At 46.0% G+C, this 22,425-nt stretch carries 29 protein-coding genes and 2 tRNA genes; 14 read left to right on the forward strand and 17 right to left on the reverse strand.

Going from position 1 to position 22,425, the window contains the following annotated elements; translation table 11 throughout:
* Positions 1 to 522, reverse strand: a complete 522-nt coding sequence (locus G3M70_16465) for a hypothetical protein (GenBank protein QPJ63383.1) — start codon at positions 520 to 522, stop codon at positions 1 to 3.
* A 131-nt stretch (positions 523 to 653) separates the two neighbouring features.
* On the opposite strand from G3M70_16465, the gene tatA reads away from it, so the two are divergent.
* From tatA to G3M70_16490, 5 genes are all read left to right on the forward strand, one after another.
* The gene (gene tatA, locus G3M70_16470) at positions 654 to 938 is read left to right on the forward strand and encodes a twin-arginine translocase TatA/TatE family subunit (GenBank protein ID QPJ63384.1); all 285 of its coding nucleotides are present in this window, start codon (positions 654 to 656) and stop codon (positions 936 to 938) included.
* 348 nt (positions 939 to 1,286) lie between these two features.
* Entirely contained in the window at positions 1,287 to 2,021 is a 735-nt protein-coding gene (locus tag G3M70_16475; GenBank protein QPJ63855.1) for a DUF1538 domain-containing protein, read from the forward strand.
* A complete protein-coding gene (locus G3M70_16480) occupies positions 2,021 to 2,839 on the forward strand; it encodes a DUF1538 domain-containing protein (protein QPJ63385.1) in 819 nt (272 codons plus the stop codon). Before G3M70_16475 ends, G3M70_16480 begins: the two co-directional genes overlap by 1 nt.
* Positions 2,840 to 2,860: 21 nt before the next feature.
* The gene (locus tag G3M70_16485) at positions 2,861 to 3,208 is read left to right on the forward strand and encodes a P-II family nitrogen regulator (GenBank protein QPJ63386.1); all 348 of its coding nucleotides are present in this window, start codon (positions 2,861 to 2,863) and stop codon (positions 3,206 to 3,208) included.
* A gap of 89 nt (positions 3,209 to 3,297) precedes the next feature.
* Positions 3,298 to 3,690 (forward strand): CBS domain-containing protein, encoded by a 393-nt coding sequence (locus G3M70_16490; protein QPJ63387.1) that lies wholly within the window; start codon positions 3,298 to 3,300, stop codon positions 3,688 to 3,690.
* Between the two features lie 14 nt (positions 3,691 to 3,704).
* Here the strand turns inward: G3M70_16490 and G3M70_16495 are convergent, their stop codons facing one another.
* Positions 3,705 to 4,310 (reverse strand): hypothetical protein, encoded by a 606-nt coding sequence (locus G3M70_16495; GenBank protein ID QPJ63388.1) that lies wholly within the window; start codon positions 4,308 to 4,310, stop codon positions 3,705 to 3,707.
* A 145-nt stretch (positions 4,311 to 4,455) separates the two neighbouring features.
* Here G3M70_16495 and G3M70_16500 point away from each other — a divergent pair, with 145 nt between their 5' ends.
* Positions 4,456 to 4,881 carry a DUF1566 domain-containing protein gene (locus tag G3M70_16500; protein QPJ63389.1) on the forward strand — a complete coding sequence of 142 codons (426 nt, stop codon included), beginning with the start codon at positions 4,456 to 4,458 and terminating at the stop codon, positions 4,879 to 4,881.
* Between the two features lie 6 nt (positions 4,882 to 4,887).
* Here G3M70_16500 and G3M70_16505 read toward each other — a convergent pair whose 3' ends face one another.
* Positions 4,888 to 5,331 (reverse strand): hypothetical protein, encoded by a 444-nt coding sequence (locus G3M70_16505; GenBank protein QPJ63390.1) that lies wholly within the window; start codon positions 5,329 to 5,331, stop codon positions 4,888 to 4,890.
* Between the two features lie 30 nt (positions 5,332 to 5,361).
* Positions 5,362 to 6,288 carry a carboxylating nicotinate-nucleotide diphosphorylase gene (gene nadC / locus G3M70_16510; GenBank protein QPJ63391.1) on the reverse strand — a complete coding sequence of 309 codons (927 nt, stop codon included), beginning with the start codon at positions 6,286 to 6,288 and terminating at the stop codon, positions 5,362 to 5,364.
* Positions 6,289 to 6,369: 81 nt separating this feature from the next.
* Here nadC and G3M70_16515 point away from each other — a divergent pair, with 81 nt between their 5' ends.
* Genes G3M70_16515 through G3M70_16525 form a run of 3 tightly spaced genes read left to right on the forward strand, consistent with a single transcriptional unit; the run spans position 6,370 to position 8,732 of the window.
* Complete coding sequence (locus G3M70_16515; protein ID QPJ63392.1) at positions 6,370 to 7,650, forward strand: Glu/Leu/Phe/Val dehydrogenase; 1,281 nt, start codon at positions 6,370 to 6,372, stop codon at positions 7,648 to 7,650.
* 15 nt (positions 7,651 to 7,665) lie between these two features.
* Positions 7,666 to 7,875: a DUF2892 domain-containing protein gene (locus G3M70_16520; protein QPJ63393.1), complete on the forward strand. Its 210-nt coding sequence runs from the start codon at positions 7,666 to 7,668 to the stop codon at positions 7,873 to 7,875.
* 53 nt (positions 7,876 to 7,928) lie between these two features.
* Positions 7,929 to 8,732 (forward strand): hypothetical protein, encoded by an 804-nt coding sequence (locus tag G3M70_16525; protein ID QPJ63394.1) that lies wholly within the window; start codon positions 7,929 to 7,931, stop codon positions 8,730 to 8,732.
* Positions 8,733 to 8,757: 25 nt separating this feature from the next.
* On the opposite strand, the gene hemC is transcribed toward G3M70_16525, so the two are convergent.
* The 7 genes from hemC to G3M70_16560 all read right to left on the reverse strand — a co-directional run bounded on the left by hemC (position 8,758) and on the right by G3M70_16560 (position 15,621).
* Complete coding sequence (gene hemC, locus G3M70_16530) at positions 8,758 to 9,705, reverse strand: hydroxymethylbilane synthase (protein ID QPJ63395.1); 948 nt, start codon at positions 9,703 to 9,705, stop codon at positions 8,758 to 8,760.
* Entirely contained in the window at positions 9,705 to 10,979 is a 1,275-nt protein-coding gene (locus G3M70_16535; protein ID QPJ63396.1) for a glutamyl-tRNA reductase, read from the reverse strand. The genes hemC and G3M70_16535 overlap by 1 nt, the downstream gene beginning before the upstream one ends.
* Before the next feature lie 2 nt (positions 10,980 to 10,981).
* Positions 10,982 to 11,770 (reverse strand): cytochrome c biogenesis protein CcsA, encoded by a 789-nt coding sequence (gene ccsA / locus G3M70_16540; GenBank protein QPJ63397.1) that lies wholly within the window; start codon positions 11,768 to 11,770, stop codon positions 10,982 to 10,984.
* A 121-nt stretch (positions 11,771 to 11,891) separates the two neighbouring features.
* Positions 11,892 to 12,353, reverse strand: coding sequence for a transcriptional repressor NrdR (nrdR, locus tag G3M70_16545; GenBank protein ID QPJ63398.1), 462 nt, complete (start codon positions 12,351 to 12,353; stop codon positions 11,892 to 11,894).
* Between the two features lie 94 nt (positions 12,354 to 12,447).
* A complete protein-coding gene (locus tag G3M70_16550; protein ID QPJ63399.1) occupies positions 12,448 to 13,707 on the reverse strand; it encodes a serine hydroxymethyltransferase in 1,260 nt (419 codons plus the stop codon).
* A gap of 1 nt (position 13,708) precedes the next feature.
* Positions 13,709 to 14,191 carry a ribose 5-phosphate isomerase B gene (gene rpiB, locus G3M70_16555; GenBank protein ID QPJ63400.1) on the reverse strand — a complete coding sequence of 161 codons (483 nt, stop codon included), beginning with the start codon at positions 14,189 to 14,191 and terminating at the stop codon, positions 13,709 to 13,711.
* A gap of 539 nt (positions 14,192 to 14,730) precedes the next feature.
* The gene (locus G3M70_16560) at positions 14,731 to 15,621 is read right to left on the reverse strand and encodes a pentapeptide repeat-containing protein (protein ID QPJ63401.1); all 891 of its coding nucleotides are present in this window, start codon (positions 15,619 to 15,621) and stop codon (positions 14,731 to 14,733) included.
* Positions 15,622 to 15,988: 367 nt separating this feature from the next.
* On the opposite strand from G3M70_16560, the gene G3M70_16565 reads away from it, so the two are divergent.
* On the forward strand, positions 15,989 to 16,531 hold the full coding sequence (locus G3M70_16565) for a hypothetical protein (protein QPJ63402.1): 543 nt from the start codon (positions 15,989 to 15,991) through the stop codon (positions 16,529 to 16,531).
* Positions 16,532 to 16,542: 11 nt separating this feature from the next.
* Here the strand turns inward: G3M70_16565 and tatC are convergent, their stop codons facing one another.
* A complete protein-coding gene (gene tatC / locus G3M70_16570; protein ID QPJ63403.1) occupies positions 16,543 to 17,418 on the reverse strand; it encodes a twin-arginine translocase subunit TatC in 876 nt (291 codons plus the stop codon).
* 311 nt (positions 17,419 to 17,729) lie between these two features.
* Here tatC and G3M70_16575 point away from each other — a divergent pair, with 311 nt between their 5' ends.
* The 4 genes from G3M70_16575 to G3M70_16590 all read left to right on the forward strand — a co-directional run bounded on the left by G3M70_16575 (position 17,730) and on the right by G3M70_16590 (position 18,594).
* Entirely contained in the window at positions 17,730 to 17,915 is a 186-nt protein-coding gene (locus tag G3M70_16575; GenBank protein ID QPJ63404.1) for a hypothetical protein, read from the forward strand.
* Between the two features lie 21 nt (positions 17,916 to 17,936).
* Positions 17,937 to 18,012, forward strand: a tRNA-Gly gene (locus G3M70_16580).
* Between the two features lie 21 nt (positions 18,013 to 18,033).
* Positions 18,034 to 18,315 (forward strand): DUF507 family protein, encoded by a 282-nt coding sequence (locus G3M70_16585; GenBank protein QPJ63405.1) that lies wholly within the window; start codon positions 18,034 to 18,036, stop codon positions 18,313 to 18,315.
* A 3-nt stretch (positions 18,316 to 18,318) separates the two neighbouring features.
* Positions 18,319 to 18,594: a DUF507 family protein gene (locus G3M70_16590; protein ID QPJ63406.1), complete on the forward strand. Its 276-nt coding sequence runs from the start codon at positions 18,319 to 18,321 to the stop codon at positions 18,592 to 18,594.
* Between the two features lie 4 nt (positions 18,595 to 18,598).
* Here G3M70_16590 and larC read toward each other — a convergent pair whose 3' ends face one another.
* The 5 genes from larC to G3M70_16615 form a co-directional block, all read right to left on the reverse strand.
* Entirely contained in the window at positions 18,599 to 19,783 is a 1,185-nt protein-coding gene (gene larC, locus G3M70_16595) for a nickel pincer cofactor biosynthesis protein LarC (protein ID QPJ63407.1), read from the reverse strand.
* A 59-nt stretch (positions 19,784 to 19,842) separates the two neighbouring features.
* Positions 19,843 to 20,418 carry a hypothetical protein gene (locus tag G3M70_16600; protein ID QPJ60359.1) on the reverse strand — a complete coding sequence of 192 codons (576 nt, stop codon included), beginning with the start codon at positions 20,416 to 20,418 and terminating at the stop codon, positions 19,843 to 19,845.
* Between the two features lie 13 nt (positions 20,419 to 20,431).
* The gene (locus tag G3M70_16605) at positions 20,432 to 20,725 is read right to left on the reverse strand and encodes a (2Fe-2S)-binding protein (GenBank protein ID QPJ63408.1); all 294 of its coding nucleotides are present in this window, start codon (positions 20,723 to 20,725) and stop codon (positions 20,432 to 20,434) included.
* A gap of 46 nt (positions 20,726 to 20,771) precedes the next feature.
* A tRNA-Met gene (locus G3M70_16610) sits at positions 20,772 to 20,845 on the reverse strand.
* 93 nt (positions 20,846 to 20,938) lie between these two features.
* Positions 20,939 to 22,330, reverse strand: coding sequence for an MBL fold metallo-hydrolase (locus tag G3M70_16615; protein QPJ63409.1), 1,392 nt, complete (start codon positions 22,328 to 22,330; stop codon positions 20,939 to 20,941).
* Positions 22,331 to 22,425 lie beyond the last annotated feature (95 nt).

The following is a 22,425-nucleotide window of genomic DNA, read 5'->3' on the forward strand; positions in this document are numbered from 1 at the left end:
TCAGAGAACTTTCACCTCTTTAAGATTTGGTAAATTGGGTAACCCCATCAATTTTTCCTCCCAGCGCTTACCAAGGCGATTCATACGGGCATCCAGTTTTTCCAGTTGGCTTAGGGTCTCCGACTCAGAAAGAGCAACCAGCCCATCCCGGGTGATGGTGCAATTCCTGATATCCAGTTCCTTTATATTTTTTAACACCTCGGAATTACATAGAGCAATCAGCCCCGAATCTAAAATGGGGTTTTGTCTTAAATCAAGAATTTCCAAATCCTTCAAAGCGGGGTACTGACTGAGGTAAATTGCTTCCACGAAATCAATTTCCATTTTTGCCATCTTCAATACCTTTGGATTGGTTTCAATCCGGCTTTTGATAAACATCTCAAATGTTGTGATTTTTCGGGTCCGGTTCTTAAACAACCGGTCATCGATGGCAGTATTTATCTTGTCAAGACTCCCCCCCATCTCGAAGAAAAGTTCCAGGATTTTCTCCTGGGTGAGCCCCTCGTCAAAGTCTTCGTTCATACCCCTCCTGAATGCCGTATAGGTTTATCCGTTTCGAGTCTGCCCCTCTAATGTACTCGAAAGGGACTTGGTTTTCGCTTTATTTTTGTTATACTTGACGCTTCTATCCGAACCTTTACTGGAGTTGGACCATGATGGGAATAGGGTTTCCGGAACTGATGATCATTTTGGTAATTATTATGATTATCTTTGGAGCCGGAAAATTGCCGGAAATTGGCAGTGCATTCGGGAGGAGCATCAAGAATTTTAAGACCTCCATGAAAGAAGCAGAGGAAGGTGAAGCGCAGGGCGAAGTAGAGTCCGCTCCAGAACCCGGGGCCGTGGCTGAAAACGCCGAAAGTGCGGGAACTTCAGAACCCGCTCCTGAACCGGTTGAAGCTGACGCTGATACCCCGAAAGCCACCGAAAATAGTTAATTTCTATTGGGAAGCGGGGTTCGTTAATTAACAGCTTCGCTTCCCTGTTCTTCTCGACCAGAATTTTTACTTATCCTAACCATTTATACTTCGGCCAAGAGGCTGTTTCCTGTTTCAGCCTGAAAGCTCGGCCAACCTCATCCCGCCCAGGCTTCTCCCCCAATCTAACCACAAAAAATTTTCCCCCTCATCTGGATTGTTGAATTTCTATTTAGACCACCCTCTTTTTTTACACATTGGCCTGAATTATTTTTTAATTTTTTATTAAAGTAAGGTTTGTTAAAACAACTTCAAGCCGTTACCCTGCAAAAAGTATATTGTGTTGGAGTCGTTTCAATTATGCAACAGATGGTCAAGCAACTCAGTAAAAAATTGTGGGCCTCTTTCATGGATGTCGTTCCCATCCTGATAGTGATCATCTGTTTTCAAACCCTGATAATTCAAAAACCGTTTCCCAATCTGGCGGAAAGTCTGTTTGGCCTGGTCCTTGTGGTTGGCGGCCTGTTCATCTTTATGCTCGGACTTGAAACGGCCCTGTTCCCTATCGGCGAAAAAATGGCCGGTCAGTTTGCAGCAAAAGGGAGCGGTCCCTGGGTGATATTTTTTGGTTTTGCTCTGGGCTTTTCCACCACAATTGCAGAACCTGCCTTAACCGTAATAGCCAGAAAAGCCGGAGAACTTGCTGTTCAAGGGCAAGCCATAGAAAAGTCCTCGCTGGGGAATTTTGTTTTTTGGCTCCGAATCACCATTGCGAGCTCTGTAGGTATTTCCGGTGCCCTGGGTGTTTTTAGAATTATCAAAGGCTGGTCTCTTGTTCACTTTATCATCACAGGATATGCGCTGATTATCAGTGTCACAATTTTTGCGCCAAAAGAAATCATCGGTATTGCTTTTGATGCAGGTGGGATCACCACCTCAACCATCACGGTCCCCTTGATCACCGCCCTAGGCGTTGGCCTGGCTTCCAGTATTCGCGGACGCAACCCGGTAACGGATGGATTTGGGATCATTGCACTGGCCAGCCTGTTGCCTATCCTGTTTGTTCTTGTTTTCGGGATTGTTGTTTATGGAGTGGGAGGTTAATGGAAGGGTATATCGCATTATTAGCCGATTCCTTTACCGGAACCATACGGGATGTCATGCCGATCATTATCGTCCTGACATTTTTCCAGGCTGTCGCCATTCAGAAAAAACTTCCGAATTTGAAACGCATCCTATTTGGAATGGCACTGGTGATCGTTGGTCTCGCTATTTTTCTGGTCGGTCTTGAAAAATGTATTTTTCCCATTGGCAAGGCCATGGCCAACCAGTTGTCTAATCCTGCAGTTCTGGCCGAAAACAATCCGGGATTAAAAGCGTCCCTAGAACAGGGCATTCAACCTGGTGCCATGGTTTACATCTGGGCTCTGGTATTTGCCTTTTTCATTGGATTCTCAACCACTATGGCAGAACCCTCATTAATTGCGGTCGCCCTGAAAGCCAGTGAAATTTCCACCGGTTCAATATCACCCTTGGGACTAAGAATCGCTGTAGCACTTGGAGTGGCAGTCGGGGTCGGACTGGGGGCTTACAGAATTGTGGTCGGGAATCCACTGGAGTATTACATTATAGGAGGATATTTTTTCCTGATGATCCAGACTTACTTCGCCCCCAAGTTCATTATCCCACTCGCCTATGATTCTGGCGGAGTAACCACGTCGACCGTCACCGTGCCGCTGGTGGTTGCATTGGGGATCGGGTTGGCGTCCAATGTTCCTGGCCGGTCTCCCTTAATGGACGGATTCGGCCTCATTGCTTTTGCTTCCCTCTTTCCGATAATCAGTGTCCTGGGCTATGCTATGATTGGAGCCTACTTTGCAAAGAAAAAAGAGGACTCCCCTGCCCCGGACACGCAACAATGAGCAGTTTCGAATGGAGGAATCATGCGATTTAAAGCTATCCTTGCGTTGGTCAACGACGACTATCAGGAAGATGTAATCACTGCTGCGAAGGCAGCAGGCGCTACCGGCGCAACCATTTTAAATGCCAGAGGAGAAGGTATCCACAACAACCAGTCATTTCTCGGATTGACTGTGGAATCCCAGAAAGATCTGTTGCTTTTTCTAGTGGAAGATTTTCATGCCAACAAAATAATGGAAGCCATCTACGAGGCAGGAAAGTTGAATGAATCTGGAAACGGAATTGCATTTTCACTCCTGGTCGACCGCGCGATTGGGCTGGAAAGCCAGCTCCCTACGATGGAGAAGGATGTGAAGGACAGTTACATATAACCGCTTCCCGACCAGTATACGTCCAGGGAAAAGCATAATTAAATCATCATAAATTTTCGAAGTAAGTTTTCAATCAGTTGGAGAGTCTGATGCCTGAAAATCTAAGAGTCCTAGAAGTGATGATGCCAAATTTCAAAAAAATTGAGGGCACTGCCAAGATTTCGGATGTGTTGCCTCAAATGAAAAAAGACAATTTGAATGCAGTTCTGGTTGAACCTCGAGACAAAGTAGATGTTTACGGAATTCTCACATTAAAAGATATCGCGAGAAAAGTGATCGGGCTGAACAGGAGACTTCATGAAACCCATGCCTATGAAATAATGTCAAAGCCGGTGTTATCGATTCCAGGGGATATGCCAGTAATTTATGCTGCGCGGCTGATGACTAATTTCAATGTTTCATACGGAATGGTGATTAGCAGTGACCAGGTTGCTGGACTTGTCTCATTAAATGGAATTGTGCATCACTGGAAAGACGAATAGATTTTAGAGGCAGGTCACCCTTTTTTCATGGAACTTCCGGATGTGCTGTCCCATTTGACAATATTGGGGCTTGATACATGGCGGGCGGAAGCATCCCAATGTTCGTAGGATACATTGAGTTCAAGAATATCAACGCACTCGTCCAAACCGTGCGCACCAGCAAGATGAGATTTTACTTTTGATAAATCCTTAATATATTCATCCTGCTCTGATTTGAACCGATCCTGAGCTTCTGCAATATTGGAAAGAGTTTGTTCCGCCCTGATGTCCAGGTTAAAAATTGTTTTCTTTATCTGATCATAATCGACCAGAAAATTGGCATAACCCCACACTCCGAAGGGGATCACCGCCAATGCCCAACAAACCGCTTTTATTTTTTTGCTATCAAGGATAATCCCCAGAAATACCATTAAAAAGCCGCCTATGAGTCCGCCGGTGGACATGGTTTGAAATCTCTCAATCGAAGGCGGTGGTGCCTGACACTCCCCTGTCGCAACCTGGCCAATATTCAACTGACCAATCTGCAAGGATAAGTTGAAAGCAATCGCCTCACCCAACAGGGATAATGTTCCCAGAGCTGCCAGGAAAATCAAAATAATATATTTTCGGGTAGCGAACATAACTCTCCTCGAGGATTGCGCCAATCGGGGGTTTACTGTATAAGATTGAACGGTTTTGGTAAAGTGTTAATTCCAGGCCATTAAATTTCAATGAACAACCATGCGAATGGTTGTGACGATACCCAATTCCGGAGGGAAACAATTCATGTCCGAGGAACCCAGATTTGTCGACCGGGGTGACGGCACTGTTTTTGACAACCAGCTGAAAATTGCGTGGGCTCAAAAGGACTCCTGGCAAATCGCTCAGGACTGGCTTGATTTCGATGAAGCCATGACGTTCATCGATAATTTAAACCGCAAAGATTACCTGGGGTTTCATGACTGGCGCATGCCGGAGAATCATGAAATCGAAACCCTGCACACTCCTGATAGTACTATTAAAGGACGATCTAATGTTGAAATCCACCTTCCTGACCTGTTTGAAGAAGGTGGAGGCAACGCCTCATGGGCTCTGCCCTTTGACCAGCAAGCGGCCTATTACTTCTCCTACCAGAGTGGATTATCCCAGCATTATGACAAGGATTTTTCCCAGGGATATGTAAGGCCGGTTCGGCTGTGGGGAGATGAATGATTTCCCCTACTCTTCTTGAGGAGCCTCTGTAACCTGAGCAGACCTCGCACTCACTGCGCAGGAAACAATTTTTGGCATCTCTCTTGGCGGACGAATAACCTGTCGGATTTCCACGCCCTCCTCCTGGTAATCAATCGATTCCAACTGATACCGGGTAGTGTCCAGCTCCTCACTTTTCCCCATGTAGTGAAGGATAGTGCTGCGAAGGGCATCCCATTCCAGATAAAGCAAAAACTGTTCTTCCGAGCTCTCAACCTTCAAATAATTTACAATATCCTGAAACTCCAGTTCAACCAGGGCGGTCATCTCCCTGCCCTTACTAAAATCCAGAAACCCGTTGTCACTCCCTATCGTTTTCTGACAGGTTAATTTCGAGAAATCATATTCTAACAAGTGTTCACTATTATCAAACTTGACGGATATCAGGGCTGAGGTGTCATGGCAAGGCATTGGATGAATCCCTTTTAAATATTCTTAGCTTCAGGATAGATCGATATTAAGGCTCAGGTCAACCGCACGGACCGAATGAGTCAGGGCACCCACTGAAATATAATCAATACACATTCCGCTCAGGTCCTTTAACCGGTCCAACGTGATGTTTCCTGAAACCTCAATTTTTGCTTTCCCGTTTATTTGCTTGATCGCTTGCCGAACCGCTTCATTATCCATGTTGTCCAGTAAAATGGTATCCACCTCGGCTGCAAGTGCTTGCTCAATCTCGGAAGTACTGGTGGTTTCAACTTCAATCGATTGTTCCTCTCCCAGATTTTCACGGACGCGATCAACCGCCTCTTTGATACCCCCGGCTATCTTTATATGATTGTCTTTGATCAGGACCGCATCAAACAAACCAAACCGGTGATTGGTCCCTCCACCGCAAGCAACAGCGTACTTTTCAAAAACACGAAGACCGGGGGTTGTTTTCCGAGTGTCCAGCAATGTCACTGGATGTGCAGCCTTGGCATATTGCCTGGTCTGGGTTGCAATACCAGACAATCGTTGCATGATGTTAAGCGCAGTCCTTTCGCCAATCAGTACAGCACGGGCTGTACCTTCAACTTCCACCACCTTTGAATCTGGCTTGAGTTGCTCTCCATCTTCATGCCCAAAAATATTAAAAGAACAATTTGGATCCAGCTCCTTGAATACAGCTTCAAACAGCTTTAAACCGCACAAGGTCAAGGGTTCCTTGGCAGTTACCAATCCACGCGCCTTGCGATCAGGCTCTACAATAGATTCTGTGGTGATGTCTCCACTTTCAATATCTTCCTTAAGTGCACTCCTTACCCAGTGTTGAATTTCCTCAAAACCGGGTACAATGCGGGCTTTAATACGTTTCGCTGGACTGTGCTGACTGCTCAAGGCTTGTTTCGTTTCATATGAGGTTTTCAAAGAAGACGGTCTCATGTTCCAAGCAAGTTTGACACGAAATTTCCTGAAATCAAAAAATAAATTCTACATCCCACCCTCTCCTGATTCCAATTTTTTATGAGCAATTCTGAATCAATACCCCAGCTTCCAAAGCGCCTGGAGTTGGAGGAACTCCCTCAAATATCCGGAGGACGATTTTCGGTTCACGATCAAGCTGAAGAGCAATCCCGCTACCGCATGGTTGACCCTGCTACGGGAGAGGCAAAGGGATTCGTAGTCGTCGACAACACCAATCGAGGTCCAGGTCTTGGCGGAATCCGCATTGCCCCGGACCTTACATTAAGCGAAGTGGGAAGACTCGCCTATGCCATGTCGCTCAAGAACAGCGTTGCCTGCCTGCCGTATGGAGGTGGAAAAGCGGGATTGGTTGGGAACCCTGATTTACTAATAGCAAATCCGGATTTCAAAAAAGAACTGATTCACCTTACCGCTGAAACATTGTTCACCCTTCCCTCCTACATACCCGCTCCCGATATGGGTACCAATGATCACGATGTCCAGCAAATTTATGACTACTATAGCGAGAAACTCGGGACAAAATTTCATAAACGTGGTGGAGCTTCTCGGTTACCCGAAACGGGTGGAATTCCAATCGACGCCTGGGCTTTGACGGCTCATGGAATGGTCTCCGCCCTTGAAACTCTGGAGTCCTTGCAAGGTGACTTTTCCATAAAAGGTTGCCGGGTAGTGGTTCAGGGATTCGGCAATGTCGGAGCACCTGCAGTAGAAAAACTGGCGGCTTTGGGAGCCCGGATAGTCGGCGCATCTGATATTAATCGGGCAATATTTCATTCCAAAGGCCTAAATATTTCCTCCCTGATGGATGCCAAGAAAAAGGGAGGTCTGATCCATTACTCAGACGAAACTGAAAAATCATTCGATTCGAAACATGTCGACTGGTTGCTGGAAGCCCCCTGCGATGTCCTGATACCTGCCGCCCGCCCGGACGCCATCACGGCTAGAAACGCTGATAGAATCGATTGCAAAATAGTAATCCAGGGAGCCAATGCACCGAGCAATCGTTTAACTGAATACTACCTGGAAAACAGGCGCGGCATCCTCAATTGCTCAGACTTTATTGTCAATGTAGGGGGCGTTATCGGTTGTGCCGCAGAGTTGGAAATGACGATGGATGAAGATTATCGAGCCCGGGTTTTAGCAAGCGGAAATAATGGTCGCTCGTATGTTGAAAATTTGATTTATAATACTGTTGCAAGGAACACGAAAGAAATAATGGGTCGTTTAAATTCGAGCCCCATCAAAGACAAAACTTTTAGGGAAGAAGCCCTGGCATTAGCTGAAGACCGGCTTGGACAACCAGAACTAACCTGGCTATAAAAGGGAGATAGTTAAATGAAAAACGTTGGAACCACGGATAGATTAATAAGGATGATTTTGGGACTGGGACTTGTTTTTGGAGGAATTGCAAGTAATGGCAGCCTGGGTTGTGCCTTTGTAATTGTGGGCTTAGTCGTGACCTTTTCTGGCATGACTGGCAAATGTGTTTTCTACACTTGCCAGGGAATCAACACCTGTGCCCTTCCACCAAAAGCGGAAAATTAATATGCTTTACAAAAACAGGCTTGTCGTCCGGACCTTTTTTAATTAAACGAGGCATGCCTTCCCATTGGAAAACGATTTCATTTTTCCTGGGGATTTTTCTTTTGGGATTAAATATCTATGGTTGGTCCCAGACACTCCGCAATCCTGTCATTCATCAGGAAGCAAGGGGAAACACGGGAAAAAAGGAACTTATTCTTCCGCTTGAAAAAGTATTACAGGTCCTGGAACAACCTGATGCAGACAGAGGTCTCTGGCTGTATAAACTCAATGAAGTGATTCACAAGGGAATCGCCCACTACTGGGAAGATGAGGGATTGGACGACTACCACCTCAGGGTACCGTGGGCCGAAAATTATATTCTAGCTGCTCTCGGCCGGGTTATTCCTGATTGGTTTGGGAAGTGGGAATTTTTTGATTATCGAAAAGCGGTCGAGCGGGGAGTAGGCTTATGCTCGCAGCAATCGATCATCCTACTTCAGGTTTTGGCTCGCAATGGCATTCCCGCAAAAATGCTTGGGCTATCCAATCACCGGATCCTCACTGCTGAAGTTGAACCGGGACAATGGTGGATTCTGGATCCGGATTTTGGAGTGGTGATTGAAGCGGATTTAGAGGCTGTTGAGGAAAACCCGGGGCTTGCTCGGATTGCTTATGAGAAGGAAGTACATTCCAAAAAAGATATCGACAATATGGTGAGGATGTTTGAGCTTAAAGACAAACGGGTGGAACCTCTGTCTGTATTTTACAAAGAGCGTTACTACCTTGAACCTTTTACTTATATTCTGCTCTGGATAATTCCATTTGGACTGATGCTGCCGAGGATATTGGGTAAGCGGCCCACCACGCTGCAAAGTTAGTTAATAGTTATTTAACCACACCTCCCTAGCTTTGACCGTACACTTCCTTCAGGATTTCACCAGCTCCCATTTCCAAAACTTCACCCGCAAGATCGTATCCGACCCGACCGGGGTCTTCTATATGGCCCGTTCTTTCAGCCTTGATAATTCGTTTACCATCAAGACTCCCCACCATACCCCGAATATGAACTTCATCCCCTTCAATGGTAGCGTAAGATCCAATCGGGACCTGACACCCCCCTTCGAGTCGTCTTAAAAAAGCCCGTTCTGCTTCAACAGCCTGATTCGTTTCTTCATGGTCGAGTGGCATCAAAGCACTGAGAATGGGAAGGTCCTGTAAGCGGGTTTCGATTCCAACCGCTCCTTGAGCTACACCGGGGATTAAAATTTCCTCGGAGATTGCTTCCGTAATCTTTTCTCCAAAACCTAAACGTTTCAACCCGGCTGCGGCCAAAATCACCCCATCGAGGTTTTCGGTTTCCATTTTGTTCAATCGGGTTTGGACATTCCCACGCAGAGGAACGATTTCCAGATCCGGACGAAATGCCAGCAACTGAGTGGTGCGCCGCAGACTACCTGTGCCTATCCTTGCCCCCTCCTTCAGATCCGCAAGTTTAGTAGTTCCATCCCGGGAAACCAAAGCATCGCGAGGATCTTCCCTCTCAAGAATTACAGAGATTCCAAGCCCGGCAGGCAACCCAACCGGCACGTCTTTCATACTGTGAACCGCGATGTCGCTTCCGTACTGCAAAAGGGACTCCTCAATTTCCTTGGTGAATAATCCCTTTCCTCCAATTTTTGCAAGGGCAACATCCTGAATCTTATCCCCAGATGTGGAAATTTTCACGAGCTCCATAGTCAGATGGGGGTGCTCTTCTTCAAGGCATTGTTTGACCCAATTGGCTTGCCAGAGAGCAAGGGGACTGCCCCGCGTACCAATGCGGATTTTTTTAAGTGTTTTTGAGTCGTCCATTAATCATCCAGGTGAAACAGTTCGCGAATGGCTTTCAAGTAGGCGTGCCCTTCGTTAGACTGGGTTTTTTTCTTTAAGTTTACTGTCGGCTTGTGCAAAATTTTATTGATGATCGACTGTGTCATATTATGAATCGCAAGACGATCATCATCAGTGAGGTGCGGCATGCGCGCCAGTGTCTTATCCGCTTCAGTTAGAGCTGCTACCTCCGCCTGCTTGCGGATTTCAACTATGGTCGGGACTGCATCCAGAGACACAATCCAGTTGTTAAACTTGTCCACCTCCGACTGAATGATTTCAACGGCAATTTCTGCTTCTCTTTCCCGCTCCTTGATATTGGCGTTGACCACTCCCTGAAGATCATCAATATCGTACAGATACACGTTATCGAGTTCGTTCACTTCCGGGGCAATGTCCCGGGGCACGGCGATATCAATGAAAAACATCGGTCGGTTTTTGCGTTTGTGAATTGCGTCATCCACCATGTCCCGCTCAATAATAAATTTAGGAGCCGCAGTCGAACTGATGACAATGTCCGCCTTGTGGAGATCTTCCTTGAAATTCTGAAAATCAAGGGCAGAGCCGTTTAAGGTCTGGGCAAGGGCCGCGGCCCGTTCATAAGTCCGGCTGGTGATGTAGACGGTTTTAGCCCCGTAAGAGATAAGATGCTTCGCAGCAAGCTCAGCCATTTCCCCTGTGCCAACCAGCATGACCGTGTGATTTTCCAGATCATCAAAAATCTTGCGTGCCAACTCAACAGCGGCGGAACTGATGGAGACAGCACTTTCAGCAATACCGGTCTCTTCTCGAACACGTTTGGCTACATTGAAGGCTTTTTCGAAAAGTTGATTGAGAATTTGCCCGGTAGCTCTCAAGGATCGAGCCAGACTGTAGGCATCCTTTACCTGGCCCAGAATCTGGGCTTCGCCAAGGACCATGGAGTCGAGACTGGAAGAAACCTTGAACAGGTGTTCAACAGTATCGTTATCCTGATAGCTGTAAAAGTACTGATCCAATTCTTCCAATTCAATGTGATGGTACTGGCTCAGGAATTCTTTTAAACGATCAGTGCCCGCCTCAATATCATTGACGCGGGCATAAATCTCCACCCGGTTACATGTGGAGATGATCGTGTTTTCCTGAATTTCCGGATACTGCAACAGAAGTTCAGTCGATTCTTCAATTTTCCCCTGATTGAATGCGAGCTTTTCACGGACCTCCACCGGGGTGGTCTTGTGGTTTACGCCAACCAGAATAAGATTAGAAACTGCCATCGTCACACGTGTAAGAAGTAGGTCAACATCACGGTTGCAAAACCTGCCATTGAAAACTGGGCGGCTCGTTTACCGCGCAATCCGACAAAAAGCCTGCCAAAAAAGACCAGACCGTAGATCAGCCATCCTGCTATGAAAGGCCATACTTTTATCATGTTCAGGCTAAAAATGGAATGCTGGGTCATTTCCATGTTCCACATAGTCCCTGTTATAAACCCCAGGGTGAAAAGTGGGAATCCGATCGATATAACCCTGGAGTTTAGATTATCAAGGGTTTCCAGAGACGGCATCCGAAAAAACATCATCCCCAGTTTCTTGGATTTCACCTGTTGCTCCTGGATCAGGTACATACAACCCACCGCAAACGCCATGGCAAGAGCTGCATAGCCCAATATGGACAAGGTCCGGTGCAAGGTCAGCAGGGCCTGATATTCAGTATCCGGGAAGGCAACCACTTCGCGAGACAGGAAGGTCGCATACAAAAACACCAGAAAAATAACCGGTACCACAAAAGCACCGAGATCCTTGATTTGATATTTCCAGTTGGCAAACAGAAAAATCACAGCAAGGACCCAGGCGAAAAATACCGCCACCTCAAATGAGGTGGTATAGGGTCCATGCCCTGTAGCCTGTGACCTTAGCGCGATCACCAACGTATGGGAAATGAACCCCGCAATGACAGTTGACATCGCAATATTGGAAATCAACTGTCGGCGATAAACCAACTGGACAAAATAAACGATTGAAGCCAGCAGGTACCCGACAAGGGAAATATTAAAGAAAACGACCATGTTGAAAAATGTTCAGGGAGCACGTTGAGGATATGGATATCCAGTATCCTATCATTTTACCCTAAACCCTTCAATGGCTTGGAGTTATTTCATCCGGAAAGAAAACAAACAGGTGAGAGATTCAGGAGTCTTTGTTCTTCAGGATATCCTTGAGTTCGGACATGAATTCGTTCACATCCTTGAATTCGCGGTAAACAGAAGCAAATCGGACGTAGGCAACACCATCCAGCTGGGCCAGTTCCCGGACAACACTTTCTCCAACCGTCATGGCGGAGATTTCCTTATTGCCCGAGTCCTGCAAATTTTTTTCAATGCGATCGACCAGCTCTTCGATGGATTCCAGACTGACTGGCCGCTTCTGACAGGCTTTTTGAATACCATCGAGGATTTTATTGCGGTCAAACTCTTCTCTTCGCCCGTCTTTTTTGACCACGAAAATCTGAGTGCGCTCCAGCCGTTCGTAAGTTGTGAACCGCTCGGAACATGCAAGACATTCGCGCCTGCGCCGAATAACCTCCCCGTTGGTGTTCATGCGGGAGTCGATTACTTTATTTTCGACATTTTCGCATTTGGGACAACGCATTTTGAGCCTGAGGTGAATTTACTCTGAACCACGAAGGAGCTTGCCCACAAGCCCTGAAGATGGCAATTTAGAATATTATAATATTAGAAACGGCTTAAACCTGCTGGGTGCTGGATGTCTCCTGGTACAGGGGAAACTGATCACACAAATCACGCACCTTATCTCGCAGGGATTGGAGGTGAGCCGGGTCGTCCTTTTTCTCCAACACGCTCAAGATCATCTCACCGATTCGCTTCATTTCCGGCTCTTTCATCCCACGGGTTGTAAGAGCCGCAGACCCAATACGAATCCCGGAAGTAACAAAGGGGCTGCGTGTTTCAAAAGGAACAGTATTCTTGTTGACGGTTATACCCGCCTGCTCAAGAGCTTCTTCTGTTTCTTTTCCCGTGAGCCCTTTCTCAGTCAGGTCCACCAGAAACACGTGGGTATCAGTGCCATTACTTACAATGTTCAAACCGCCGTCCATCAGTAATTGAGCAAGACACTGCGCGTTTTTTACTACCTGTTTCTGATACTCAACAAACTCTTCTGTAAGTGCTTCTTTAAAGGCTACCGCTTTTGCGGCAATCACATGCATCAGAGGGCCGCCCTGGATTCCTGGGAAAATGCGCTTGTTGACCATCTTCGCATATTCCTCCTTGCAAAGGATCAAGCCCCCTCGCGGACCTCTCAGGGTCTTATGGGTAGTGCTCGTCACAAAATCAGAGTGCGGTACAGGTGAAGGATAGATACCTGCAGCAACCAAGCCTGCAGGATGCGCAATATCGGTCATTATTTTTGCACCGACTTCATCCGCTATTTCCCGAAACCGTTTGGCATCGATTACCCTTGAATAAGCACTGGCACCAACCACTATCATTTTTGGACGGTGCTCCTTGGCAAGCTTTTCAACGGCATCATAATCGATCAGTCCCGTATCCCGGGAAACACCATATTGAAAAACTTTGTAAGTATAGCCGGAGAAGTTTACCGGACTACCGTGGGTCAGGTGTCCACCGTGAGACAAGTCCATCCCCAAAATCGTATCGCCTGGTTCCAGAACACTGTGATAGACCGCCATATTGGCCTGGGAGCCGGAATGTGGTTGGACGTTGGCATGTTCTGCTCCAAAAATCTGTTTGGCTCGGTCTATTGCTAGTTGCTCCGCAATATCCACAAATTCGCACCCGCCGTAGTACCTTTTTTTCGGATAACCTTCGGCATACTTATTTGTCATTACTGAGCCTTGGGCTTCCATCACTGCCGGACTGACAAAATTTTCGGATGCGATCATTTCCAAAGTGGAGTTTTCACGATCTAATTCATTTTTGATGGCCCCGGCGATTTCCGGGTCAAAATCGGATAAGAGGGACAATTTAGCCTTCTCCTTTAATAGTAGACGAGGATTCGTTCACTTCAATTTTATCGACACGCCGCTGATGCCTGCCACCCTCAAACTCGGTGGTAAGCCAGGTATTTACTATTTCTTCTGCCAATCCCTTCCCGATAACCCGCCCCCCCAAAATCAGGACATTCGCATCATTATGCGCCCGACTCATTTGAGCGGTATAAAGATCGTGGCAAAGGGCTCCCCGGATTCTGGGAAAACGGTTGACCACCATGGACATTCCAACACCGGTTCCACAAACCAGGATTCCAGCACACTCGGGGTGATCCGTCATTTTAAGGGCAAGTTTGATCCCATAATCAGGATAGTCCACTGATTGGGTGTCCTCAGGTCCCAGATCCTCAACAACAGCCCCTTTCCCCTCAAGAAAAGCCTTAACGTATTCCTTTAACTCAAACCCTGCATGGTCTGAAGAAATAATAATTTTTTTTGAATTATGACTTGCGTTCATCGGCTCTCGAGGGAAAATAAGGAGGAATAATCGTTCCCAGCACAAAAGAAGGCGTCTGGGGCCAAGTGAAGATTTAAACGAATTTTGCAAAAATTACCTGCAAAACCGAGGTAGTAAGGACCTTAGAGCGATATTATGAAAATCCCTCTACCTTGTCAACACCGGAGGGTTGAAACCGGAAATTTGAATTGAATTGGCGTTATTGAATTACGTTTCTAAAGAACATACAATAATTTTTTACCCTGAGGGCAGATTAAATATGTGGAGAAACATTTTCATTGAATCCTGCATTCTTTCCTTGCTGATTTTTGGCGGATTCTACATAAATGCCAATTTTATGAAGGCAAAAATTACTGAGTCCGGGGAACGGGCACGAAAGCAAACAGATGAAAACCAGCCATTGGTCCACATTAGTGGCCAGGGCCATAAAAACTCTCACAAAAAAGAGAAAACCCCTCATATCAGTGGGTCTAAGGCCCCTTTTCTTCCACCTTCCAAGAACAAGCAACCTCTAGGAATTGGAAGCCACTGATCCTGCCTTACCCCCTTACCTTAATTTCAAATTCCTTTTTGGATTTCCAGGTCACTTCAAATCTGGAAGGAAGAGTCGTCTTTTTATCAATTATGGCAGCTTGCAACTGTTCCAAAGTAAGGTTGTGTGCCCCTTCCATTTTGGCCCCTTTGAGGTTGGCTCCCGTGAAATTTGCTCCTTCACAATCGCTGTCTTCAAATTCAGCTTTTTCGAGCTGGGCGCCTTTGAAGTTTGCTCTGACAAGATCAGCACTGATCAAAACCACCCGCTCCATTTTGGCGTTAGTGAGATTGGCATCGGTCAACTCCGCAACACCAAAGTTGGACTGGGCAAGATTAGCTCCACAAAGTATTGCCCCTATCAATTCCGCTTCACCAAAATCAACCTGAACCATCCGTGCATTAGTAAAGTCTGTACCACTCAAAGCGGCGACCCGAAATGAACTGTGTGTAAAGTCCGCACTGACACAACTTGCCTTTTCGAGTGTAACGCTATCCAGCCGGGCTTTTGTTATGGAAGTTTTATTTAGTTTTGCACCAGTAAGGTCCGCCCTTGATACATTGCTTTCATTAAGTTTGGCTCCACTGAAATCTGCCTGAGTTGCCTTCGCATCTTTTAAATCAACCTGTGTTAAATGCGCTCCACGAAACTTCGCCTCTGTCAATTGGCAGCCCGTTAACAAGGCACCCATACAATCCGAACTTTGAAAGTTGCATTTCTTCAAACTGGACTCTGTAAAATCTGTTCTCATCAGATTGGCATCATCCAGTTTTATACCATCTAATTGCAAACGAGCTAACTCTTCTCCCATGAGGTCGTGCTTCAATTTTTCTATTCGCTTGCAGAACTCTTCTTTGGAAAGATTCTGCTTTTTGAGATCGGGTATTGATTCCCTCATTAAAAAAACCTTTCAAATGTCCATCGTCTTTTGGTTATTGGGGCATCAGGTCGAGGGAACTCCCAATTGGTTTTGATATAATTGACCCGACACAAATGGCGGTTATTCTAGCACGAACTGTCCATTGATCAGCTTTGGGGGATAGTTGTCAAAACCAGCTTTAAAGTCCCAATACCACTTAGTATAAAATTTAAGTTCCGGACCCAACCAGAAAAATATGACTTTTCCCCGAACTCCTACCGAACCCGTAAATACATCACCCTGGACCCTGCTCTTAGTCCCCGCTTACAGTTTAATTTTTCGCCCCACCCTTTTAAATATTTTTCCGGAACTTAGACTCTGGAGTGATTGGGTATTACTAGCAGCCATGGCCTTTCTTATTTTTGTACTTTTCTTTACAAAAAGAATCCTGGCATTTGGAAACGCACTAAAGCCAACCCATATCGGGCCACATCTCCTTTTAGGCCTGGGTGCTGGTGCTCTGGTGGCCCTTTCGCCACTTTTACTGAACAAGTTAATAAACGTAACTGCCTTGTCTCAGGAGCTTTTGTTTAAGGGTGCTGATCTCCGCGCTCTTGAACAACCTCCCCTTTCCATGTTGACCCTGCTCGAACTCTTTATTCTAAAGCCTGTTCTCGGACAAATAATGCTGATCGGTTTTTTTATGTCCCCCATTGCAGTACGCATAAGAACGATAAGTTTCGCCCTTGTGGCCACTCTGCTGTTTCCCGTATTCTACTGGGATTTCAGCCTGGGAATGGCCTTAATCGGTACTATTTCGGCCTTGATGTTTCGCTTCACAGGTACTTTATATTCTGGAATTTGTTTTCAGGCTTTATGTAGTCTTGCAGGAGTTTTGGTGGTCTATGTGGCACCAAAGACGATCACTCTGTTCGGTGTTTTGTTTTAAACCCTGGAAAGCTACCCGGCTTTTTTATCCTGCTTCTTGATAATCTTTTTAATTTTGGCCTTTCCCGATTTGGCTTTTGCTGCCTGCTGAGCTTCTTTTTTAGCCTTCCGCATCTCTTTATGAAGCTGCATCTGTTTGATAGCAAGGTCCCGCTGTTTCGGGTCTTCAAAGATAGCAGAAGCAATAACCCCGAATTCATATAAACCGTAAAGGGGAACACCCAGCATCAACTGAGTAATGATATCCGGTGGAGTCAGAACAGATGCTAGAACAAAACATCCTAAAAAAGCCCATTTACGATAAAGCCTCATTTTGATGGTGTTGATCACCCCAAATTTTGTAAGCAACACCATAATAAGTGGGGTCTGAAACGCGAAAGCGAATGACATGATCAATTTGGTCAGAAACGAAAAATAAAATCCGATTGTGACCTGAAAATTCCAGAAATTGACCCCGTAATTCATCAGGAACTTCAAAGCAATCGGAACGACCAGGAAATAGCAGAATGCGCCTCCGAACACAAAAAACAAGGTGCCGAAAGTCACGAACATCATCGTAATTTTCTTTTCTTTTACCTTCAGGCCAGGAGCAATAAACTGCCACAGGTGAAAAAGAATAAAGGGCATGGAAATGAACATGGAACACATGAAGGCAACCTTCATATTTGTAAAAAACGGCTCGGTGGGGGTAATAAAAGATAGTTTTCCAAACTTTTCGGGGAGGGGTTGCTCCAACCAGGCAAGAGGGATATCAATAAAATAGAAGCTGACAGCAAAAAAGATCAGGACCACGATGGTCACCTGGATCATCCGGTCTTTGGCTTCCTTCAAATGGGAAGAAATCCCAACCTTGTCCTGAAATTTTAAATCCTTGATTCCGTATCCCATTCAAAACCCCGCAGTCGGACAACAAGTATTATCCGGCCCTTGACATGAGTGGCTATATCCGCCAGAAAGAATTGACTTTAAATCCATTACCACACTTTCCAATGTCGTTTATCTTACTCAAAGGACGGGTCAAAAACAATCCCATTTACTGTAGAAAGGGTTGGTTTTCCACCCCTTGAACCGGCTCTCTGTTGATTCCATTGCACAAATGTTGGATAATGCCTACCAGAGTGGCGTTTTCCCCTTCGTTTCGTCTCTTATTAAAATGCAAAAAACCTTTTAAAAACAATGATTAAACACTTGGTTTTTCAATGAATCTTGAGATTAATGAAATATCCGGGGTTAAGGTCATCAATATCATTGAGGAAAATGCACAGGCAATAGAAACGATGGTCAATAAAGCCATTGAGGAGATTAAAGTACAAAACAAAATTCTCGTTGATGTCCAGACTACAGAAGACAATATTTTTCTAATATTTGGGAATAAGCGCGCTTGAAGGAGACCTCTTTAATTGCAAGCGGGGGTAACTCAGTTGGTAGAGTGTCAGCTTCCCAAGCTGAAGGTCGCGGGTTCGAATCCCGTCCTCCGCTCCAAAACCTTAAAAGAACAGAGCCATGCGTCTAACAAATGAAATGATCGAACGAATGTCCAAAAAAGCCACCAAAGCTCTTCTGGATGGCGGACAGGTGATTTGGGAAGATACTCCAGAAAAACTGGAAGGCATTATCAACCACGTCATCACCCAGGATTTAATGGTCGAAGACTTGCTAAATGACGAAGTGAAAACTTTACTTGAATCCCGAACAAAAGATTACGAACGGGATATGATGGATTTTAGTCGTGTCTTCCAAATGGTAAAACAAAAACTGGTACGTGAAAGGGGTCTTATTTTATAAGCTATGAAAATAAGTCGGGAAAAAGTAAATCATATAAGCAGTCTAATCGTCAAAGACCTCGCCAAACGGGAAGAATTTGACTACAAATGCGACCTCAATGAGGTCCGTTTGGAAATAGCTAAAGTAATGTTGGATGAATTGAAAACCGATGAGTTGTGCGACCAGGAAGCCAGGAAAACTGTCGCCTCCTACGCCAACAGTCCTCGCGAAGGATCTCCTGAATGGGATGTTCTTTACCACAAGCACTACGAGGAACAACTCACCAAACACGGAATGTAATTCTCTACCCGTTCCCCTGGTCCTCAGCAAGCTTTTGTGCTATTCGGAAAACTTCTTTCACGGGTAGCTTGAGCTTCGCCCCTGCCTTCTTGCAATCCTCATATTCTGGAGAAGCCTGCACTCTCTCACCCTCCAGAAAACCAAGTTTGACTTTCACAGGACATCCCTGAATTTTTACTGTGATCCATTCGCGGGCCAGAGTTTCCCGGGCCACCTCCCACCACCGAATACCAAAACTTGTCGTCTCAGTTAAAATCGCTTTTGCCAATTTATCCTTTAGCTCAAGGTCACAAAGGATCGAGAGTTTGGTTCCAGGTCGACCTTTCTTCATGGTGACAGGATTTAAAAACACATCCCTGGCCCCCAACTTCAGTAAATACTGCATCACAGAATCATATAGCTCAGGGTTCATGTCGTCTATATTGGTTTCAATCATGCAGAGTGTCTGTTCCTCTTTTCCTTCTGTTTCCCCTGTCAGGATTCTCAAAAAATTGGGGATCTCTTTTAAAACCTTCGAACCCGCCCCGTAGCCGCTATCCCCTAGCGCCATGGCAGGAATAGGACCAAAGGTTTTGGCGTAATATTTCAAAATGGCAGCTCCGGTCGGGGTGACCAGTTCTGTTTTCACCCCACTGCTGAAACAAGGCACTCCCTTTAAAATTTCCAAAGTGGCCGGGGCTGGCACTGGCAGCATTCCATGTTCACAGTGCACAGTTCCCTCTCCAGTATTTAGAGACGAGGCGGACACCTGATCGAACTGCAACGACTCCATGGCAATGACACTGCCTACTATATCGACAATGGAATCAACAGCCCCCACTTCATGAAAATGTATTTTATTAAGAGTGGTGCGGTGGACCGTTGCCTCGGCTTTCCCTAAAATCTGAAATATTTTTATGGCCTGGTTTTTTACTGACGGTGTTAAGGGGGAATCCTCAATCATCTTTTTTATATCGACGAAGGTGCGATGCGGGTGATGATGCTTGTGCTTTCCAGTTTGAGCAACAATCACCTGGGTTGCCCCAAACCCGCCACGTTTTACCTTCTTTGCAGAAATTTCATAGCCCTTCAGCTTGAGCTTCTTCAACTCCTTCTGAATATCAACGAGAGGCACACCAAGGTCGACCAAAGCGCCCAGGATCATATCCCCGCTTATCCCCGAATGACAATCAAAGTGAGCTAGTTTCATTTTTTGGTTTAGTTTGATTTATGTCTGGATATTGTAGCAGGTGAGAAAAGAACAAAGGCTTAAATCGAAATCACCGGTGTCGCCTGTGGACTTGCCTGTGCTTTATGAGCGGTATGCGGGACCACGGTCTGAAAAATCGGAATATCCTTGTTTCGCGGGTTGGGTTTTAAATAGACAAACAAACAGACGATTTCCTGTTGAGCAGGACTGTAGCCTGTCCGATACACCATCCCCTTTCCAAGCGACACGGAAAAGTTTACGAACACCTTCATATCTGATCCAGAATCCAATTGGCCTAGGTGTGACTGCATCCCATATGTATTAAAGGCTTTCTCCAGTCCGGACGCTACCAAAGCGGAATCGAGCGTCGAATGCACCGGAACTTCCGGGGCAGGCATGGGATGTTTCTTTTGTTGATTTTTGCTGGCCCCGGCATAAGCGATGTTCGATTCCTTGTGCTTTTCATCGTGGACCAGGGCATTGACCCGGGCTTGCTGAAACATTGGGTTGGACGCGAGTTCGCCTTCGGTAGCGTGTTTTTTAGAGTGGGCATCAGGGCCGGTTTCCGAGCTTACCGGGTTTTGAAGGGCGCGGTGAATTTCCTGGAAGGTCCAGTTGGTGCGGGCGTAGGCCATGGCCTCCCCCTGATCAGGTACGGGAAAATAGTTTACTGAAAAACCCTTTTTTCTTTTCTTCCGGCGGTTTATTTTCAGCGAACGTCCCTCGCTTGTGATGCTCATCGAGAAACAGTTCCAAAAGCATATGACAAGACTGGCACCCACCGCCCGCTCCGCAGGCTTCTGTAATCCCTTCAATACTATCCAGGTTTTTGGAACGGATGTGGGCTTTAATAGTGGTGTCTGTGACCTGGAAACACTGGCAGATATACTCACCCTCTACAGGCTCTGCGTTTTTATTCTCGCTGGAGTTCGTCTCTGCCATTGTTTGAAATTTAAAAACGAAGACTATTAAAAAGAGAGGAAAGGAGTGGCGGTGCAGGGACTTGAACCCCGGACACTACGGATATGAACCGTATGCTCTAACCAGCTGAGCTACACCGCCAATAAACCCTACTGAAAATGACGCTAAATCCTCGAAACCATAGACTTTAACCCAAACCGGATTTAAGTGTCAATTGACTATTTTACCAGATAGCTACCTTTGGTAATGATTTTTCCAGCGGATCGCATCCAGCATGAATTTTCTCCGGTCCATCTCCACGCCGGCAGCAAAAATCTGCATCAGGGGAGCAGGAAACTTCTTGTTGGAGGGAAAACACTCAAACTGTCCGTCAGCCAACCTGTAAATATTGTGAAAATACCGGTACTGGGCAGAAATTCCAATAAAATCCCAGTTCGCCTCATCATTGATTAATCCAACCAGCTCGGAGCTTGCAATACCCTCGTATAAATTGATCCGGCCGACACGATCTTCCACCCATTCAAGATTTTCTTTCCGAAAATCCAGGCTCCAGATAACCGATTCCTTTTCTCCAAAAACCTCCAACTGATAAACTACCTGCCATTCAGCGTATATGGAATAAAGCTTACATTCCTTGAGAGCCCCAATAAACTCATCTTCAACAAAGTTTCTGATCGTTGCCCATTCTTCTTCCTGTTTTTCCGGTTCAACAGTCAATGTCTTGATTCGGGGAACTTCCGCTACCGGCTTGAACTCTATGCGGTATTCATCATTTTCCCTCATTTTCACAAAACTGGAATGCTGGCGATGGATCTCTACGCCCTGTGCGGTCACCTCTGCCATATCTCCCGGGAAAAAGGTACTGGTGTTAATTTCCGGAGCAAAGGACTTTAAATCACTGATGAACTGTTCCTGTGTTGTGGGAAAGGAATACTGGTTCAAAAAATCGTATTCATCACGATAACGAAACCCGGCAGAACCGGGAACGCTCCATTCCGGCTGGACTGCTTTCACAACACGAAGAAATGAACTGTATTCTTCAAAGGGAAGGCTGAGTGGTTGGTGAAAAGAGAAGTTCCCCTCCAGCAACGGGAGAAACCGGTTGTGCGCAAAGTTAATCCGTGGATAAAGGTCTTTCAAATAGTTCACGATATCCGGAGTGACAATCGTGTCGACCTGATTCCAGACTGTCACCTCACCATCGTGAACCAGCAAACCATGTTCCGGGAAATAATCCTGCTCATTCATCGACGGTGTGGGTGTCAGGGTCAAGTCACCCACTGTGATTGGTTCGAAATCCCGTACCGGGGTGATATTTTTTAGACCTACCTCCTCCAGGACCTCCAGAAGAATTTCATCCTGGGGTGCCAGCACAACCGTATCCGGCGAACAAAATGATTTGTAGGTGGCCAGATAGGCCAGCGAGCGAATATCGAAATGATCCTGATGGCGATGCGAAATATTCAGGACATCCACCTTGGGTATTTTCTCAATATTCAGGTCAATGGCAGGACAATGCACATTGATTTCTTCCCACAAATATCCAAATAATATGGGATCCGTGATCACCTTGGTGTTTTTCGATTCAAACAGGATGCAAGCGTGTGCAACTAGCGTGACATTCATAAAACGGGTCCTGCCCAATGGGTTTTGAAAGTTGGCTAGGATACCTTAAACCCGACTTCCCCTCAAGCCGTGTCTTATAAGAGTTGACAATACAG

It is taken from the genome of Candidatus Nitronauta litoralis (assembly GCA_015698285.1).
Classification (GTDB): domain Bacteria; phylum Nitrospinota; class Nitrospinia; order Nitrospinales; family Nitrospinaceae; genus Nitronauta; species Nitronauta litoralis.

Excerpts from the sequence above, each read along its gene's own strand:
- G3M70_16465 (QPJ63383.1), bottom strand. The coding sequence starts at position 522 with ATGAACGAAGACTTTGACGAGGGGCTCACCCAGGAGAAAATCCTGGAA.
- tatA (QPJ63384.1), top strand. The coding sequence starts at position 654 with ATGATGGGAATAGGGTTTCCGGAACTGATGATCATTTTGGTAATTATT.
- G3M70_16475 (QPJ63855.1), top strand. The coding sequence starts at position 1,287 with ATGGTCAAGCAACTCAGTAAAAAATTGTGGGCCTCTTTCATGGATGTC.
- G3M70_16480 (QPJ63385.1), top strand. The coding sequence starts at position 2,021 with ATGGAAGGGTATATCGCATTATTAGCCGATTCCTTTACCGGAACCATA.
- G3M70_16485 (QPJ63386.1), top strand. The coding sequence starts at position 2,861 with ATGCGATTTAAAGCTATCCTTGCGTTGGTCAACGACGACTATCAGGAA.
- G3M70_16490 (QPJ63387.1), top strand. The coding sequence starts at position 3,298 with ATGCCTGAAAATCTAAGAGTCCTAGAAGTGATGATGCCAAATTTCAAA.
- G3M70_16495 (QPJ63388.1), bottom strand. The coding sequence starts at position 4,310 with ATGTTCGCTACCCGAAAATATATTATTTTGATTTTCCTGGCAGCTCTG.
- G3M70_16500 (QPJ63389.1), top strand. The coding sequence starts at position 4,456 with ATGTCCGAGGAACCCAGATTTGTCGACCGGGGTGACGGCACTGTTTTT.
- G3M70_16505 (QPJ63390.1), bottom strand. The coding sequence starts at position 5,331 with ATGCCTTGCCATGACACCTCAGCCCTGATATCCGTCAAGTTTGATAAT.
- nadC (QPJ63391.1), bottom strand. The coding sequence starts at position 6,288 with ATGAGACCGTCTTCTTTGAAAACCTCATATGAAACGAAACAAGCCTTG.
- G3M70_16515 (QPJ63392.1), top strand. The coding sequence starts at position 6,370 with ATGAGCAATTCTGAATCAATACCCCAGCTTCCAAAGCGCCTGGAGTTG.
- G3M70_16520 (QPJ63393.1), top strand. The coding sequence starts at position 7,666 with ATGAAAAACGTTGGAACCACGGATAGATTAATAAGGATGATTTTGGGA.
- G3M70_16525 (QPJ63394.1), top strand. The coding sequence starts at position 7,929 with ATGCCTTCCCATTGGAAAACGATTTCATTTTTCCTGGGGATTTTTCTT.
- hemC (QPJ63395.1), bottom strand. The coding sequence starts at position 9,705 with ATGGACGACTCAAAAACACTTAAAAAAATCCGCATTGGTACGCGGGGC.
- G3M70_16535 (QPJ63396.1), bottom strand. The coding sequence starts at position 10,979 with ATGGCAGTTTCTAATCTTATTCTGGTTGGCGTAAACCACAAGACCACC.
- ccsA (QPJ63397.1), bottom strand. The coding sequence starts at position 11,770 with ATGGTCGTTTTCTTTAATATTTCCCTTGTCGGGTACCTGCTGGCTTCA.
- nrdR (QPJ63398.1), bottom strand. The coding sequence starts at position 12,353 with ATGCGTTGTCCCAAATGCGAAAATGTCGAAAATAAAGTAATCGACTCC.
- rpiB (QPJ63400.1), bottom strand. The coding sequence starts at position 14,191 with ATGAACGCAAGTCATAATTCAAAAAAAATTATTATTTCTTCAGACCAT.
- G3M70_16560 (QPJ63401.1), bottom strand. The coding sequence starts at position 15,621 with ATGAGGGAATCAATACCCGATCTCAAAAAGCAGAATCTTTCCAAAGAA.
- G3M70_16565 (QPJ63402.1), top strand. The coding sequence starts at position 15,989 with ATGGCCTTTCTTATTTTTGTACTTTTCTTTACAAAAAGAATCCTGGCA.
- tatC (QPJ63403.1), bottom strand. The coding sequence starts at position 17,418 with ATGGGATACGGAATCAAGGATTTAAAATTTCAGGACAAGGTTGGGATT.
- G3M70_16575 (QPJ63404.1), top strand. The coding sequence starts at position 17,730 with ATGAATCTTGAGATTAATGAAATATCCGGGGTTAAGGTCATCAATATC.
- G3M70_16585 (QPJ63405.1), top strand. The coding sequence starts at position 18,034 with ATGCGTCTAACAAATGAAATGATCGAACGAATGTCCAAAAAAGCCACC.
- G3M70_16590 (QPJ63406.1), top strand. The coding sequence starts at position 18,319 with ATGAAAATAAGTCGGGAAAAAGTAAATCATATAAGCAGTCTAATCGTC.
- larC (QPJ63407.1), bottom strand. The coding sequence starts at position 19,783 with ATGAAACTAGCTCACTTTGATTGTCATTCGGGGATAAGCGGGGATATG.
- G3M70_16600 (QPJ60359.1), bottom strand. The coding sequence starts at position 20,418 with ATGGCCTACGCCCGCACCAACTGGACCTTCCAGGAAATTCACCGCGCC.
- G3M70_16605 (QPJ63408.1), bottom strand. The coding sequence starts at position 20,725 with ATGGCAGAGACGAACTCCAGCGAGAATAAAAACGCAGAGCCTGTAGAG.
- G3M70_16615 (QPJ63409.1), bottom strand. The coding sequence starts at position 22,330 with ATGAATGTCACGCTAGTTGCACACGCTTGCATCCTGTTTGAATCGAAA.